The organism is Pricia antarctica, from assembly GCF_900101815.1.
Taxonomy (GTDB): Bacteria; Bacteroidota; Bacteroidia; order Flavobacteriales; family Flavobacteriaceae; genus Pricia; species Pricia antarctica.
Genome location: NZ_FNAO01000007.1, coordinates 61,966 through 79,455, shown reverse-complemented (window position 1 = coordinate 79,455; position 17,490 = coordinate 61,966). Strand labels below are relative to the sequence as shown.

General features: G+C 43.4%; 10 protein-coding genes. 8 read left to right on the top strand and 2 right to left on the bottom strand.

What is annotated here, in order from left to right; genetic code table 11:
- Positions 1–15 precede the first annotated feature (15 nt).
- The gene (locus BLT07_RS14200; RefSeq protein ID WP_091870098.1) at positions 16–738 is read right to left on the bottom strand and encodes a carbohydrate-binding family 9-like protein; all 723 of its coding nucleotides are present in this window, start codon (positions 736–738) and stop codon (positions 16–18) included.
- Between the two features lie 219 nt (positions 739–957).
- On the opposite strand from BLT07_RS14200, the gene BLT07_RS14195 reads away from it, so the two are divergent.
- The 7 genes from BLT07_RS14195 (at position 958) to BLT07_RS14165 (ending at position 15,793) form a co-directional block, all read left to right on the top strand.
- A complete protein-coding gene (locus BLT07_RS14195) occupies positions 958–1,830 on the top strand; it encodes an SMP-30/gluconolactonase/LRE family protein (RefSeq protein ID WP_091870095.1) in 873 nt (290 codons plus the stop codon).
- A gap of 44 nt (positions 1,831–1,874) precedes the next feature.
- Entirely contained in the window at positions 1,875–2,852 is a 978-nt protein-coding gene (locus BLT07_RS14190) for a 3-hydroxyacyl-CoA dehydrogenase family protein (protein ID WP_091870092.1), read from the top strand.
- A 92-nt stretch (positions 2,853–2,944) separates the two neighbouring features.
- A complete protein-coding gene (locus BLT07_RS14185; protein ID WP_245726559.1) occupies positions 2,945–4,063 on the top strand; it encodes a dipeptidase in 1,119 nt (372 codons plus the stop codon).
- Between the two features lie 451 nt (positions 4,064–4,514).
- On the top strand, positions 4,515–7,577 hold the full coding sequence (locus BLT07_RS14180) for a SusC/RagA family TonB-linked outer membrane protein (RefSeq protein WP_091870089.1): 3,063 nt from the start codon (positions 4,515–4,517) through the stop codon (positions 7,575–7,577).
- A 31-nt stretch (positions 7,578–7,608) separates the two neighbouring features.
- Complete coding sequence (locus BLT07_RS14175) at positions 7,609–9,204, top strand: SusD/RagB family nutrient-binding outer membrane lipoprotein (protein WP_091870085.1); 1,596 nt, start codon at positions 7,609–7,611, stop codon at positions 9,202–9,204.
- A 101-nt stretch (positions 9,205–9,305) separates the two neighbouring features.
- Positions 9,306–12,635: a VCBS repeat-containing protein gene (locus BLT07_RS14170; RefSeq protein ID WP_091870082.1), complete on the top strand. Its 3,330-nt coding sequence runs from the start codon at positions 9,306–9,308 to the stop codon at positions 12,633–12,635.
- 35 nt (positions 12,636–12,670) lie between these two features.
- On the top strand, positions 12,671–15,793 hold the full coding sequence (locus BLT07_RS14165; RefSeq protein WP_091870075.1) for a DUF5107 domain-containing protein: 3,123 nt from the start codon (positions 12,671–12,673) through the stop codon (positions 15,791–15,793).
- A gap of 69 nt (positions 15,794–15,862) precedes the next feature.
- Here BLT07_RS14165 and BLT07_RS14160 read toward each other — a convergent pair whose 3' ends face one another.
- A complete protein-coding gene (locus BLT07_RS14160) occupies positions 15,863–16,708 on the bottom strand; it encodes a DUF2911 domain-containing protein (RefSeq protein WP_091870072.1) in 846 nt (281 codons plus the stop codon).
- Between the two features lie 257 nt (positions 16,709–16,965).
- On the opposite strand from BLT07_RS14160, the gene BLT07_RS14155 reads away from it, so the two are divergent.
- A complete protein-coding gene (locus BLT07_RS14155; RefSeq protein WP_091870069.1) occupies positions 16,966–17,463 on the top strand; it encodes an SRPBCC family protein in 498 nt (165 codons plus the stop codon).
- The last annotated feature ends 27 nt before the right edge of the window (positions 17,464–17,490 follow it).

Genomic DNA, 17,490 nt, shown 5'->3' with positions numbered 1-17,490 from the left:
TTAAATAAGGATACTTTATTCAAAAACCAAATCCCCAAAATATTCGGGCCTGTGGTAATCGGGTTTTGCGGTCTTTATCGGATTCCAAGTGATATAATGCTTTTGGGATGTATCGTCGCCGCATTTGTAAAAGTTCGATTTAGAAGACAGGCCTTTTAATGAAATGCCTTTGTTATGGGTCATGGCTTCTGCCGAAATAACGATAGTCATTTCCCAAGTATGGCCGCCCGTTTTTTCTGCAAAGGGGCGGTTTCCCAAACTGGATTCGGCCTTGATATATTTTTGTATCACCATGGGATCCACATATTTCCTATCATTTCGACCAGATCCATAAGCCAAATGGATGGTTCCGATGCAATTGATCTCAAAATTGTAATAGTTACCGTTCCCTAACGGATCAAAAAAGAATTCAACACAACTATCCTTTGAAACAGCCGAGTTTGTGTCGGTATGTTTGGCCAGAATATTATCTTCGGTCACGTAGTATTTCAACCAAATGTCATTTTTGTTACGGGCGATCCTGAATTGGACCTTGGGAGCGTAGGCGAATGCCTCCCAATTCAATACGCCAATGCTGTTCAGTTCGGTCTGCTCTTCCAGTAAAGTGGAAACCTCTTTCAAACTGGCCGCACCCTTGTGCTCGATTTCCTTTACTATTAGTTTTTTATCCTTTTGCATTTCCAATGGATTTTGACTGGCTAGAATAAAAAAGCCTGCCAGTAGCATTACTGTTTTCATAGTACCATTATTTCATGTATATATCAAGCCGAAAATGTTTTCAAGTGCAAACGCCCCTCCGCTCTTCGTAATAAGGACCCACATGCATTCCACCAGTAGTCTATGGTATATGCCACAATGTTATTATATATTATGTTGCATCCATTTTGTATATTCGTTGACACGTACAAGTTCATAAATTTTTTCGGATTTTAACTATCATTTCTAAATCAATTTACCATGAAGAATCTTACTCCTAAAAATAGTTTGCTTTTCTGCCTATGCACACTCTGCTCAGCATTTTATGAGCCGGTTATGGGCCAAACGGACATACGTTTGGAAAAAAAATGGGAAACCCCTACCACTTTAAAAGAACCGGAATCGGTGCTTTTCGATGCGAAGTCCAACGTAATCTATGTGTCGAATATCAATGACCCAAAGGCCGGCAAGGATGGTAATGGATCTATAGGACGCATTTCACCTGAAGGAAAAATTTTGGAAGTAGAATGGGCGATCGGCGGAATGGATTCCCCGAAAGGTCTTGGTCTTTCCAAAGGCTTATTATATGTAGCCGATCTGAAAAAAGTGGTAGTAATCGACACCAAAACGGGGAAATTGGTCAAGACGATCGAAGTAGAGGGCGCTGGTATGCTCAACGATATTACCGTGGACAAAAAAGGAATCGTATATGTTTCCGATTCCGACAACAAAAAAATCTACCAAATTAAAAACGATAAGGCCAGCGTATGGTTGGAAAAAGATTTCTTTCAAAAGCCGAACGGCCTCTTGGCATATCAAAATAAGTTTTACATGATCGATATGAATGCAGGCATTTTTTACGAAATAGACAAAAAAACAAAATCCTTGAGAAAAATTGCCGAGGGTCTGCAGGGTGGGGACGGTATAGCGCCCATTGGCGACGATTTTATTATTTCAAACTGGAACGGGGAGGTTTATTATGTCTGGGCAAACGGTAAAACAAAGAAGCTGTTGGATACCAAAGCCGAACACCTCAATGCGGCCGATCTCATTTATTTGCCCGAACAAAATCTTTTGGTAGTACCCACTTTTTACGGTAATACAGCGGTTGCCTATAAAGTGATCAAGGAATGAGCCGCTTCTAAACAAACCTAAGGACCGTCAAAAATAAAACCCAAATGAATAACAATGCTACCATTGGTATCGTCGGTCTAGGGCTGATGGGCACCAGCATAGCTGTGGCATTATTGCTAAATGGCCAAAAGGTAATTGCCGTGGCACCGATAGTCTCCGATTTAGACAAATCAGCCCCCCATCGTATACGGCAAGCTTTGGTGGAATGTTTCCGGGAGGGCATGACCCTAGAAACACCGGAAGAGCTGATGGTGAACATCACCTTTACCTCAGATTATGCCAATCTGCAACCCTGTTGGCTGGTCATGGAATCTGTTTTTGAAGACCTGAATATCAAGCAAGAAGTTTTTAAAAAAATAGAAGACCATGTGGCCGACGACGTGATTATTACTTCGAATACCTCGGCCATACCCATAAGTATACTACAAAATTTTTTTAAGGTTCCAGAACGTTTTTTTGGGATACACTGGGCCGTCCCCGCCTATACCTCCCGTTTTTTAGAAATCATATGTGGTGATAAAAGTCCGGTTGAAATTGGCGAACAACTACATGAAATCGCAAAACAATGGGGAAAGGAACCCACCTTGGTACGAAAGGATATCAGGGGTTTTATTACCAATAGGATAATGTATGCCATGTACCGAGAGGCTTTTCATTTGGTAGAAAAGGGCCATGCAACCATTGCCGATGTCGACCGCGCCTGCAAGAATGGGGGCCAATGGATGGCGTTCTGTGGACCTTTCCGATATATGGATTTAACGGGATTACAAGCGTACCACGCGGTAATGAAAGATCTTTTTCCAGAACTGAGCAGCCAGACCAGCGTTCCGAAACTGATCGACGACATCGCTCAAGCGGACGGCAATGGCGTTTTTAACGGGAAAGGCTTTTATGAATATACCCCGGAGGAGGCGAAAAAATGGGCAGAAACTTTTGATCGGTTTGCCTTTGACATGAACCGCTTGTCCGCAAAGTACGCCGCTGAAATAGCCAAAATTCCTTCCCAAGAGATACCGGAATGAGCCATCTATGGCAACTCTATATAAGGATGCAAAATAGATGTGCCAAAATTATAAAAGTATTTTTTTAATCATTTTTTTCCAAATACGTAACCTTGAAAAATTCGCTCAAAGTACCTCTTATCGTAGACGGGCATTTAGACCTAGCCACCAATGCCATGACCCTGAACCGCGACCTGACACAAACGGTACATGAAATCAGGGAAAAGGAACAACTGTTGGGATGGAAAGAGTATCAAGACCGCGGACAAGGCACCGTAGCCTTGCCCGAACTTCGTGAAGGCAATGTCGGTCTTGTACTCGCCACGCTCATTTCCCGCTATTCCGAAAACGGAAGTCCTTTGCACACCATGGCTTTGAAAGGCTGGCACTCGCCCCGGCAGGCGTATGCCCATGCGCAATGCCAGTTGGCATGGTACCGTGAAATGGAAGCTTTGGGTGAAATGGTGCAGATTACCACAAAAAAAGGATTGACCGAACATGTAGCACTGTGGACGCAAAGCCCCGATGACAATCGTAAAAAACCTATTGGTTATATCCTAGCCTTGGAAGGGGCCGATTCCATTGTCGATCTCGAGTATCTACATACCTATCATGACCAGGGACTCCGTTCCATCGGAATCTCGCATTTCGGTCCGGGCAGATATGCCGCCGGCACACATTCCGACGGAACCGGGCTGACACCCATAGGAAAGGAACTATTGAGGGAAATGAACCAACTTCCTATTCAATTAGATTTGACCCATCTTACCGACAAAGGCTTTTTTGAAGCTTTGGACATCTTTCAGGGGTCGGTAGTCGCCAGCCACCAGAACTGTAGGAGCATCGTTCCGGGAGAACGCCAGTTTTCTGATGACCAGATCCGATGTATTCTTGAACGCAACGGGATTATTGGAGGTGCCTTGGATACGTGGATGCTCTATCCCGATTTTCAATTGGGCAGGGACAATCCCAAGGAACGCGACATTCACATGGAACTTTTGGTCGACCACTTCGACCACATCTGCCAAATGGCAGGCAATAGCGAGCATATCGGTTTTGGGAGTGATCTAGACGGACTTTTCGGTTTGGAACAAACCCCGCATGATATCGATACCATTGCCGACCTCCAAAAATTCGACGCCATTCTTGAAAAAAGGGGATACGCAACTAAGGACAGGGAAAATATCTTCAGGGGCAATTGGATTCGAACCCTAAATAAGATCATGACCTGAAAATGACCATTTAAAAACAGGTGCGCAGGAAGATTAAGGAAACTGAAGGTTTACCCCATGATAAGCTGTTATCAGATTATACCGGGAACAAGGGGCTATGAAATCGGCTGTGGGGAAAAATTTGCGATCTCTGGGGGTTTTGCAGTCAAGGTGTTACAGAAAATATAAAATTATCCTATGACAAATAATCAAAATTCAAACCCTAGGGTAAGAAAAATATTTCAATTGGTTTTTAAAAACCAAAAAAAATCTAAATTTTAAGTATTTTTAACTAAATCACAAAAGTTTATAATACATTAACTAATTGTTAATCAGATTCTTAAAAAATAACGTGCTAAGGTGATCTTATATTTTATTAACATACATAATACATAATCCTAAAAAGTTGTTAATTTCGTGCTCGTAAACCAACGTATTCTTTAAAGCTAAAACTCACTTAAACATCATTAAGATGAACAGAAAACTCAATTATTTCTTTTTTATCGGGGCGTTGTTTCTATGCTTGGGCACTTATGCCCAAGAGAAAACGATTACCGGCACGGTAACTTCCGCTGCGGACGGAATGCCTCTGCCAGGGGTCAATGTTTTAGTACAAGGTACCACGAACGGTACCCAAACAGATTTTGATGGTAATTATGCCATCGACGCCACCGACAGCGATATTTTGGTATTTTCCTATATTGGCACAAAAAGCCAAAGTGTGAACATCGGGGACTCGAGTACAATTGACGTGATTTTAGTTGAAGATGCGAGCCAATTAGAAGAGGTTGTCGTTACTGCATTGGGTTTGGAACGACAAGAAAAATCCCTAACCTATGCCAATCAGCAGGTAGATACCGACGAACTAACAAAAGCCAGATCGGTTAACGTTTTGGAAGGATTAAGCGGTAAAGTTGCCGGTGTATCGGTAACTAGATCATCTTCGGGGGTCGGTGCCCCTGTAAAGGTAGTCATGAGAGGGAATAGATCGATTGATGGAAGCAGTCAACCCTTATACGTTGTAGATGGGATATTGCTCGATGGTGATATTAATAATATTAGCCCGGACGATATTCAGGAAATTTCCGTACTAAGAGGTGCGAACGCGGCAGCACTTTACGGTAGTAGGGCTGCGAACGGTGCAATTATCGTCACCACTAAATCCGGCAAAGGAGCACGCGAGGGGGTTTCCGCCACACTGGGTTTCGCATCTACAATAACAAGTGCTATACATTTGTTAGACTTTCAGAATGAGTATGGGCAAGGTTCCGCAGGAACCTATTCCCCAACAGCAACAACTTCTTGGGGCCCACGTTTTGATGGTAGCCAAGTAGCCCATTGGTCCAATGACCCCAACTATTCCGCGTTTGGTGGTACGTATGCCTATGAAGCCCAACCCGATAATGTTAAGGACTTTTTTCAACTGGGGCATGAGTTGGCGACAAATCTAGGGGTCAATATCAATTCTGAAAAGTCCAATGTGTTTTTAGGATATACGTTCACTGATGCGGGAGGTCTCGTACCAGGAAACGATTTGAAACGACATAGTATTTCTGCTAGGGTGAATTCGAATGTCACCGAAAAATTAGAGATAGATGCTAAACTCAATTACATTCGTGACGATTTTTCAAATGTACTTTCCGCAGGGGAAGGTTTCGACAATCCAGTTCGTTATCTGTATAAAACACCAAGGAACATTCGTACGGAAGATTTTGAACATTACGAATTCATCAATGATGAGGGCAAACTTAGACAGCATTATTTCTTACCACAGTTTAACGGAGGCGGAAATCCATATTGGACTATTAATAATGTTATTAGACCTCGATTGGACGAAAGGGTTTTGGCAATGCTGTCCGTTAAATATGATATTACAGATGACCTAGCGATATTTGCCCGCTCGGCGATGGATCGAACCAGTCGATCTGAAGAACAGATTTGGTATAACGACACCTATACGCAGGCACCATTGGGACAGTACACCAAAAGAGCCAGTAATTCGTACGACTGGAACACTGATGTGCTAATCACCTACAATAAAAACCTTTCGGAAGATTTTAAAATAGGCCTAAATGCTGGAGCCAACCAAAGAGTTTATAAAAGGAACGAGTTGACGGGTTCAGGAACTAATTTTACCATAGAGAATTTCTTTGCATTAAGCAACACGCAAAACCCAGTCGCCAGCGAAGCTCTTGACAGGTTCGAGGTACAATCGATTTATGGCCTTGGTGAATTTTCATACAAAAATGCAATTTTTCTCAACCTGACGGCAAGAAACGATTGGAGCTCTACCTTACCTGAAAGTAACCGCTCTTATTTCTACCCTTCTGTAGGTCTCACCGCGGTGGTGAGCGATTTGGTCGATTTCGGAAGTGGTTTAAGCTTTTTGAAGTTACGGGCCAACTGGGCCGAAGTGGGTAATGATACGGGGTCTTTTCGATTGTCACGAAGGGCAGACATCCGTAACGGTACTTTAGATATCAACCCAACGCAACCCAATACAAATTTAAGACCGGAAAGTACACAGTCTTTGGAACTTGGCTTTGATTCAAGGTTTTTCGACAACCGACTGCGTTTCGATGTTACCTACTATAAGACCAATACCTTTGATCAGATTTTTAGTACACCAACACCGGTAGCCTCTGGTATCGCCAACGTTTTTCAAAATGGCGCCAATATCGAAAACAGAGGGGTTGAGGTTGTATTGGGCGCAACCATAGTCAACAATGACAACTTTTCTTGGGATTTAGACTTGAACTTTGCAACCAATCAGAATGAGGTTCTCGAAATAGCCGAAGGATTTGACAAATTAACGGTTAACAGCGACTTTATCCGTGATTACGTACTGGAAGTTGGCGGTGAATACGGCGACATCTATTCAAGAGGTTTTGAGCGTGACGATCAAGGTCGAGTAATCGTAGACGCTTTGGGTCTTCCTCTGATTACTCCTGGACGCGATGCCGTTAAGGTGGCAAACTTCAATCCCGACTGGTTGGGTGGTATTCGAAATTCGTTCCGTTACAAGAACTTTAATTTTAGTACGCTAATCGATATTCGACAAGGGGGTAGTGTAACCAGTTTTTCCGAGGCCATTCTTGCAAGAGATGGAGTTCTGGACTATACTGCCAATGGTCGTGATGGAGGCCTTATCTTTGGCGAAAATATTTTTTCAGGGGAAACAGCGGTAAGGGAAGATGGCTCGCCAAATACAATATCCGTTAGTGCAGAGGACTACTACAACCGGGTAGGGGGTAGAAATACACCTGTAGGTGAGGCATTTGTCAGGGAACTCTCCAATATACGATTACGGGAAATGGTATTCGGCTATACCTTACCACAAAAAATGTTATCAGACACTTTTTTGACCTCGGCCAATTTTTCTTTGGTGGGAAGAAACTTATTCTTTATTACCAACAAAGCAGAAAATTTTGATCCGGAAATCGTTAACAGTGTCAGTAATGATAGTGAAGGACGTGAGGCTTTCGCACTACCGACTTCCCGCAGCGTGGGTGTTTCGATCAACTTTGGATTTTAAAAAAAAATTGTAATATCTTAAAAGAAAAAACATGAAGAAAAGAATAAAAGAACTGTGTTTAGGCATATTACTGCTAACATATGTCACAAGTTGTACCGATGATTTCACCGAATTGAACACCGATCCCAAGAATTTTACTGAAGATGCGGTTACGGCAGCTGAATATCCTTTGTTTTTTAAAAGGGCTTTATATACGCCAAATTATTTACCTTTTGATCAGGCCAGGGGGCCTTTTCAGTTGGGACACTCACTTTTTCCGGACATCTATGCCAACTATTTTGCTACTACCGCGGCCAATTTTGGCAGTGATCAATTTGAATTGGTCGGAGGTTGGTTGAACGGGGCTTACAGTTATTTCTATCAACGACCAGCTCCACTTATTAAATTTTCCGAAGACTCTGCTGAAGAGCTCGGTTTTACCGTCGAAAACGCAATGATGAAAGTTTGGCGAGTCTATGCCTATCATAGAATTACGGATTTATGGGGTCCTATCCCTTACTTAAGTTTCGGGAATTTGGAGAAAGAAGTTCCTTACGATTCACAAGAAGCGATTTATAATGATTTCTTTACTTCCCTGGAAGAGGCCGCGACCGTTCTTAAGGCCAATGCCGGTGGAACCTCGTTTTTAGGTGGAAATGATGTGATTTTTGGTGGCGATGTAGACTCTTGGTTAAAGTTTGCCAATACGTTACGCTTGCGTCTGGCAATGCGCGTGTCGTATGTGGCTCCAGCTCTTGCACAAAGTAATGCTGAAAAAGCGGTCGCCGATGGTGTAATGCTATCTAACGACGATAATGCCATGATTAAAACCGATATTAATTTCCAGAATAGTTATACCACGATTACTCAATGGGGAGAATTCCGAATGAGTGCAGATATGGAAAGTATCTTAAAAGGATATCAAGATCCCCGAATGGCTAGCTATTTTGCTCCTGCCGTTATTCCAGACCCGACAGATGACCCTGCTGGTGTTGACTTTCCTTATGAAGGAATGCGTAACGGACAAACATCTGAATCTAAAGCAACCACTAATTTTAATGATTTGGCCTCTAACATGGCAGCTCCATATACATTGGGAGGAGATCCAGGCCCTGCATGGGTGGTGATGGCTTCAGCAGAGCCTTATTTCTTGAGAGCCGAAGGTGCACTTCGAGGTTGGGCTATGGGAGGAACGGCCGAAGAGTTGTACAATCAAGGTATCGTTGCCAGTCATTTACAACTCGGTTACGACGGAAATAACCTGTCCGGTGAAGATTACGTGACCAGTATGTTGACACCATCATCATTTGACGGCACTACGCCGCCTGTATCTACTGTACCCGTGGCTTATAATGCAGGGGGCGCCCAAGAAGAACAGCTGGAACAGATTATTACCCAAAAATGGATTGCACTGTGGCCGGATAGTGAAGAAGCGTATGCGGAGCGTAGAAGAACTGGCTACCCTACACTTTATAATCGATTGAATAGTATCAACCCCAATATTCCAGTAGACAAGTTACCGAGAAGGGTGACCTATACTGCAACTGAATATGCTGACAATACCGCCGCAACAGAAGCGGCGGTTGCCAATTTATTGGGAGGACCTGATTTGGGCACAACCAAACTATGGTGGGATGCAAAAAACTAATATTTCAGATTTTTATTAAATAAAAGACCGCTTTAAAGCGGTCTTTTTTGTAAAATGAAATTGCCAACTAGTAAATTTACAGTACCCTTATTCAATATGTTATGCGTACTATCTTAAAACTTTGTCTACTAATCACCTTAATCTATTCTTGCCAACAGGAAGATGACAACAAACAATTCACGCTGCTATCCCCCAAAACAACAGGTATAAACTTCAAAAACCTTGTTCAGGAAACCGAAGAATTCAATGTACTGACCTACGGTTATCTTTATAATGGAGGTGGTGTTTCCATCGGGGACATCAATAATGATAGTCTACCCGATATTTATTTCACGGGCAACATGGTCGGCAGCCATCTTTATCTAAATAAAGGAAATTTCGAATTTGTGGAAATCGCGAAAGAAGCAGGTGTTTTCGCAGCGGGTTTATGGAACACAGGAACGACAATGGCCGATGTCAACGCCGATGGATTGTTGGACATCTATGTATGTCGCTCGGCTGCTCCCAACCCTTCCAAACGTAAAAATTTACTCTTTATCAATAACGGCCCTTCTGCGGAATCGGGACAAGTCTCTTTTACGGAAAAAGCATCTGAATACGGAATAGACGATACGGGGTATTCCACTCAGGCCACTTTTTTTGATTATGACAAAGATGGTGACCTTGACCTTTACGTCTTGAACCATTCCACCCAAGAATTTGCTGGGTTCGGCCATATAACAGCTTCCTTAAAAAATAAAAAAAATCCGTCCTTTTCAGACAAACTGTATCGAAACGATAACGGAAAATTCACGGATGTAAGTGAAGCGGCGGGGTTAATTTCGAACGTTCTTGGTTTCGGATTGGGCCTGGCCATTTCAGACATCAACGACGATGGCTGGTTAGATATATACATATCCAACGACTATAACGAACAGGATTATCTTTACATCAATAATCAAGACGGCACGTTTTCTGAAAACTTGGAGCACTTTATCGGACATACCTCCTTGTTCTCTATGGGATCCGACATCGCCGACATCAACAATGACGGTTACACAGATATCATGACATTGGATATGCTACCCGAGGGCAATATCCGTCAAAAAATGGTTTCTGGACCTGATAATTACGACAAATACCAACTATTGGTCCAATCGGGATTTTACAATCAGACCATGCGTAACATGTTACAATTGAACAATAAGGGACAGTCGTTTTCCGAAATCGGTCAGTTTTCCGGCATTTCGAATACAGATTGGAGCTGGGCGTCCCTTTTTGCCGATCTCGACAACGACGGTTTTAAAGACGTATTCATTACAAACGGTTACAAACGCGATTATACAAACATGGATTTTATGAACTTTGCGGTTCAAGAAAAGCTTAAGGAGAACAAGACCGGAAAACAAACCGCGATAACGGAACTCCTAAAAAACATACCGTCTACAATCGAAGAAAACTACACCTATCACAACAACGGCGACTTGACCTTTACCAAGGTAAACTCCGCTTGGGGCCTTGACCAAAAGTCATTATCCAACGGTGCGGCCTACGGTGATCTGGACAATGATGGGGATCTTGATCTGGTGGTCAACAATATTGAGTCCGCAGCCTTTGTGTACCGTAACAATACAGAAAAGTTTACTGACAACCACTACCTGAAAATTCAATTGAAAGGGGATGGCAAAAATACTTTTGGTATCGGATCTAAAGTTACCGTTCACAACGGGGGACAAAAGCTCGTGCAAGAACTGATACCTACCAGGGGCTACCAATCTTCGGTAGATTATACCTTGGTCTTCGGTCTGAGTGATGCTAAACAGGTTGATAGTCTTACCGTGTTATGGCCCGATACCAGAAAACAGACCCTAACAAATGTCAAGACGAATCAAACGCTTTTGGTCCAACAAAGTGAATCCAAAAAAGTGCGGAACAAAGAAGCTCAGAATACGGTAGAAGCATCCAATCAAATATATTTTAAAGATGTTTCCCAAGATAGTCTGATCCCATATATACATATAGAGGACAACTATACCGATTTTAAGCGCGAACAACTGCTGCCCCACAAACTCTCGACCCAAGGCCCGAAATTGACCAAGGGCGATGTAAATGGCGATGGCCTGGATGATATTTTTATAGGAGGGGCCAAAGGAAGTCCCGGTGAAGTGCTGTTACAGACCAAAAAAGGTGAATTCAAGACAACAAGGGAGGCTTTCGATGCCGATTCCGGATCGGAAGACATAGACGCCCTTTTCTTTGATGCCGACAACGATGGTGATCTCGACCTTTACGTGGTCAGCGGAAGCAACGAATTTGAAATCGATGCCCCGGAACTACAAGACCGGTTGTACTTCAACAACGGGAAGGGCGGGTTTAAAAACAACCCCACTTCCCTCCCACCGATGGCCGTTAGCGGTTCATGCGTGACCGCCAACGATTTTGACAATGATGGTGACCAAGATCTGTTCGTTGGTGGAAGGGGCATACCCGGCCAATATCCGATCGCTACAAGAAGTTATATCCTTAAAAACGACGGGAATGGAAATTTTAAGGATATCACCGCATCGGTAAGCGCTGCTCTCGAATCCCCCGGAATGGTTACCGATGCGATTTGGACCGATTTTAACGGGGATGGTAAAGCGGACTTGATGCTAGTTGGGGAGTTTATGGCCATCCGCGCTTTTGAAAATACGGGCGGTCGATTGACCGAACTAAATGTGAATTCCGGATTAACGGATTCCCAAGGCTGGTGGAACCGCATCGCGCAAGGTGACTTTGACAACGATGGCGATATGGACTATATCGTGGGGAATTTCGGGCTCAACTCCCAATTGAAAGCATCCCCTGACGAACCCGTGCAGATGTACTATAAAGATTTTGACGGTAACGGTTCGCTTGACCCGATTATGACTTCCTATATCATGGGCGAGAGTTATCCCGTATTCTCAAAGGATGACCTGCTGGGACAGCTCAGTGGCCTTAAAAGAAAGTACGTGAATTATTCCGACTACGCCGATGAAAAAATCACGGACATCTTTACATCCGAAGAACTTTCCGACGCAAAAATTCTGAAAGCCAAAAATTTCGCGACCAGCTATATCGAAAACCTGGGCAACAATAAATTTAAAGTAAGCCCCTTACCCGCTCCCGCACAGTTTTCCCCTATTTACGGCATACTTGCCCAAGATTTTAATACCGATGGAAATTTGGATGTGATTCTCGCCGGCAACTTCTTTGGTACCCGAGTAAAGTACGGTCGGTACGATGCCAATAAAGGCTTGCTGTTATTAGGAAATGGCAAGGGCAATTTTGAACCGGTAAGTACGCAAGAAAGCGGACTCAATATCGATGGGGAAATTAGGGATATCTCCTCCATTCAAATGGCAGACGGAAAACAACTTCTCCTTTTTGCAAGAAACGATGAGGGAGTGAAAACCTATGAAGTGAAATAATTCGTATAATTCTACCAATTTCAAACCCAATCAAAATGATTCGACAGCTAAGTTACTTTGCATTCCTTTTTATGACCATTCTAATGGGTTCGGCAACCCGGGCACAATCCGTAACTATAAAGGAAGAAATACAATCCTTGGAAACCTACGGGTTCTCAAAACCAAATCCCGTGCCCATCCTTGCCGAGAATCCAAAAATATACCCGTATTTCAAGTTCGAGGAATACGAACATACGTCCAAGAAGAAAGATTGGAAGGTCGTCACCTTGGAAAATGAATATATCAAAGTAATGGTGCTTCCCGAAATTGGGGGAAAGGTCTGGGGCGCCATCGAAAAAAGTACGGGGGAAGAATTTCTATACAAGAACGAAGTCGTCAAATTCCGTAATATCGCCATGCGCGGCCCATGGACCTCGGGCGGTATCGAATTCAATTTCGGTATTATCGGACATCATCCTTCTACGGCTACCCCGGTCGATTATATCACTCGGACCAATGCCGATGGCAGCGTAAGCTGTATTGTGGGCGCTACCGACCTTCCGTCAAACACCTCTTGGACGGTCGAAATCCGTTTAGAAAAGGACAAGGCCTATTTCGAGACTAACGCCTCTTGGTATAACGCATCCCCCTTAACGGAATCCTATTACAATTGGATGACGGCCGCGGCGGTGGCTACCAATGACCTTGAATTCTTCATTCCCGGCAATACCTATGTAGGGCATAATGGAAATGCCCATACCTGGCCTATTGATGAGGACGGCCGAAACCTGTCGTTGTACAAAAACAATGATTTCGGACCTGCAAAATCTTACCATGTCGTCGGGGAATACAATGATTTTTTCGGTGGCTATTACCACGATCGCAACTTCGGTTTCGGCCAATGGGCCCCTTACGAAGAAATGCCAGGACAAAAATTATGGCTGTGGGCCTTGTCCCGCTCCGGTGGTATTTGGGAAGATTTGCTGACCGATTCCGACGGGCAATACATCGAATTTCAGGCGGGCAGGTTGCTCGACCAGTATTCCGGTGGGGCCATCAACCCTATTAGTCAAGTCGGGTTTGACCCCTATATGATGGACAAATGGCACGAAATCTGGTTTCCCTATAAAGAGATTGGGGGCATGGTAGATGCTTCCGAGGAAGGGGTCCTAAATGTTGAAAAGGATGGGGGTCAGCTTAAAATCGGACTGAACGCCTTGCAAAATCTCGATTCCAAAATTACAGTCGTCCTCAATGGAGAAACATCCCTCACCGAAAAACTGAAGTTACGGCCCATGGAAATTTTCTCCAAATCCCTTCCCGTACGGGCATCCGATAGCATACGGGTTTTTATCGAAGGTACCGAACTGTCTTATACCAACAATCCGAAGACAAACCTTCTGAAAAGGCCTTTTAATCCTGATCAAAAACTACAGGTATCCCCATCGGAACAATTACTTGCCGAGGGTACGGAAGCCATGGAGTTCCGCGAGTACGATCTGGCCCGTAGGAAATTATCGGAACTGGTCCGGTTGGACCCTTCGCATCGGGTTGGCCTTATCAAATTGGCTCAACTCGAATATCGAAAAGCGGATTACAGTGCCGCCCTGCAACATACCAATAGCGTGCTGAAAATGGACACCTACAATTCCGGCGCCAATTACATTGCGGGAATCACTTACCGCGCAATGAACGATACCATCAACGCCCTAGAATCATTAGGTTGGGCGGCCAGGGATGTCAAATACCGATCCGTCGCCTTTGCGCAAATGGCGGAACTCTATTTGGCATCGAAAAACTACCAAAGGGCTGAAATATATGGCCAAAAAGCATTAGATTTCAACCGGTATGCCCTAAATGCCAGAAAAGTATTGGCCGTCTCCGCACGAAAGAACCAACAAAAAGAGAAATTCGAAAAAGAAATAACCGCGATTTCAGAAATCGCTCCCTTGGATTATTTCATACAAACGGAAAAAAGTTTTATGGAAGGAGAAAATTCCGTCTTGGCCTTTACCAATGAATTTCCGTCGGAAAACCTTTTGGGACTTGCGATTCAATACATACGTTTTGGCTTAGAGGAAGAAGCTCTTCACCTATTGGACCAAGATAAAAAAGATACCAAAAATAAGATTTGGAAAGCCTTTTTACTACAAAAAACGGATGCCACAAAAAGCAGCAAGCTTCTGGAAGATACCGCAAATGAGAAGGTGGACTTTGTATCCCCCTACCGCCGGGAAACCCTTCCGGTTATGGAATGGGCCGCACAGCAATCCGATAACTGGAAGGTGGTATACTACCTAGCACAAAACTACTTGGCCGTGGGACAGATTGAAAAGGGGAAGTCCCTCTTAAAGGCTTTGGGCGATAAACCTGATTCCGATATTTTCTACAGGTTCCGAGCAAAGATGACAGGGGATGATGATGCCGCAAGCGCATCGAAAGACCTAACCAAAGCTTTGGATGTGCAGCCCAATGACTGGAAGGTCTGGGAAGAGAATATTCAATTCCAGCTTAAAAATGCCAATTACAAAGAAGCCTATGGATTATCAAACAAAGCCTTTTCAAAATTTCCGAAAAACTACACTATCGGTTTGGCCCACGCCAAAGCTTTGCTAAACACAGGTCGGTTCGAAAAAGTGCTATCTGTTTTGAAGGATATTCAAGTACTGCCCTACGAACATGCCAGCGAAAGTCGTGATATATACGAAAGGGCGTATATAGGTGTTGCGAAATCGCATTTGGAGCGTAAGAATTATAAGAAGGCGATACAAATATTGGAAAAGTCCAAAGAATGGCCTGAAAACATCGGTGTGGGAAAGCCCTATACTCCCGATGAACGGGCACAGGATTATCTATTGGCTTTAGCGCTAAAAGAAACCGGGGAAACCGAAAAAAGTAAAGAGCTTCTTAATGGAATTGTTGAATACTCTCAAAATCACCTGAACTCAAATTCTTTAAACCATCTATACGGTTTATTGGCGATGAAAAAATCGGGGGAAGATCGGAAGCTGTCCGGCTATATTTCAAAACTGAAAGAAACTTCGGGTGATACTAATTCGAAAAGCAAACTGGCAATTGCCCTCTATGAAAACAACACCAAAGAAATAGAAGTCCTTGAATCAGAAAATTTAGTTCCAATGGATGTTCTTGAAATAGCCACTTGGTCACTAAAACAATAAACCCTGGCTTGTAAAAACCAGGGTTTATAATGAACTCGTCTTAACTTGTTTTTTAAAAAAGGATGCCTTTTACTCTGCGCCCCATTCTTTCAATGAATCCGTATTTAGTTTAACGTAGTCATCGTTACCGGCCTCCTTGGCTTTGGCAAGGGAGTTTTTAGCGGTTTTGATGGCGGCCTTTGTATCACCTGCCTTGGCTTGGATCAATGACTGCTGACGTAATTGCCAATATGCCGGATCATCGGTCATTTCCATAGCTTTGCCCATCCACTCCTGGGCCTTTTTGATATCCTTATCCGAGTCTAGGTAATATACGGCAGCGGTGTAATAATCTTCAGCTTTAGGATTTCCCCCCATCGTTTTTTCTATACTTTCAGAGACCATTTTTTCGGTGGGCACTTCGATTTTTACCGGTACATAGACATTTTCCCACATCATTCCCAAAATAGCGGAACCCGATTCCAGATCATCAAAACCTATAGTGAAAGATTCAATTTTCATAGGCAAAGAAACCACTTGCGAAACGGTCTTGGCCGCAACCCTACTCTCATCCCATTCCTTGGGCAAACCACCTTCGTCTTGGGCGTACACAAATACTTCCCAGCTGGATTCTCCCGGTTTGGTGAATATGGAGTAAGTACCCGCTTTTACATCTTGGCCATCGATGGTCACATCGTCGCCAAAGGTGATTTTAGTGTTGGCATTGGCCCCGGTGCGCCATAATTTATCATAAGGCACCAAATCTCCAAAAATTGTACGGCCGCGCATAGCAGGGCGGGAATATTCCAAGGTTATGTCGGTCAAGCCCACCTTCTGCTCCACTTTTGAGAAGGGACTGGGCGCCGGAGTCTCTATTTGCGCTTGCAAAGACAAGGACGCTAAAATAAAAGCTGTTAATAGTAATAATTTTTTCATCTGTTCGTTTTTAAGTTTTGACAAAGCTACTCTAAACAGCCAGTACAGCTGTTAATGATATCTTAAATCAATCCCGTTTGGGTAAAATCCGATTCATATTTCACTCCGCTTCCATACGGTGTTCCGAGTAATCTGCCGATTAGATAGCGTGATTCATGTGGCCTTCCTACTATTGGCACCAGCCGACTTTATTATTTGTTTAACCACTATAATTTTTCGTTAAACAAAATTGGATTTATATTTGTAAAAACAATATTGTGAAGCTCTATCAATTACACTCCAAACAATCTTTACCCGTTTCAAAACAGGAGGCATGGGATTTTCTTTCCGACCCCAATAATTTAAAGATCATTACGCCCGAACACATGGGGTTCAACATTTTGTCGGGAGGCGATAGGCCGATGTTCGCCGGTCAGATTATAGCCTATAATGTATCCCCTTTTCCAGTGTACTCCACCAAATGGGTGACGGAAATTACACATGTTAAGGAGGGGGACTATTTTGTCGACGAGCAGCGTTTTGGACCGTATGCGTTATGGCACCATAAGCATTTTCTACATGAAATCCAGGGAGGAACGGAGATGGAAGATATCATTGATTATAAGCTCCCTTTGGGTATATTAGGCCAATTGGCGCATCCCATCTTAGTTAAAAAGCAATTGCAGCAAATTTTCTCTCATCGGGAACAAAAATTGATCGAGCTTTTTGGTACAATTGAAGGAAGCATAAAGGAGCTGCATTTTACCTCGGTATAAAAAAACTTCGCAGTTGCAGTTTTTAAC

Excerpts from the sequence above, each read along its gene's own strand:
- BLT07_RS14200 (WP_091870098.1), bottom strand. The coding sequence starts at position 738 with ATGAAAACAGTAATGCTACTGGCAGGCTTTTTTATTCTAGCCAGTCAA.
- BLT07_RS14175 (WP_091870085.1), top strand. The coding sequence starts at position 7,609 with ATGAAGAAAAGAATAAAAGAACTGTGTTTAGGCATATTACTGCTAACA.
- BLT07_RS14160 (WP_091870072.1), bottom strand. The coding sequence starts at position 16,708 with ATGAAAAAATTATTACTATTAACAGCTTTTATTTTAGCGTCCTTGTCT.
- BLT07_RS14195 (WP_091870095.1), top strand. The coding sequence starts at position 958 with ATGAAGAATCTTACTCCTAAAAATAGTTTGCTTTTCTGCCTATGCACA.
- BLT07_RS14170 (WP_091870082.1), top strand. The coding sequence starts at position 9,306 with ATGCGTACTATCTTAAAACTTTGTCTACTAATCACCTTAATCTATTCT.
- BLT07_RS14165 (WP_091870075.1), top strand. The coding sequence starts at position 12,671 with ATGATTCGACAGCTAAGTTACTTTGCATTCCTTTTTATGACCATTCTA.
- BLT07_RS14190 (WP_091870092.1), top strand. The coding sequence starts at position 1,875 with ATGAATAACAATGCTACCATTGGTATCGTCGGTCTAGGGCTGATGGGC.
- BLT07_RS14180 (WP_091870089.1), top strand. The coding sequence starts at position 4,515 with ATGAACAGAAAACTCAATTATTTCTTTTTTATCGGGGCGTTGTTTCTA.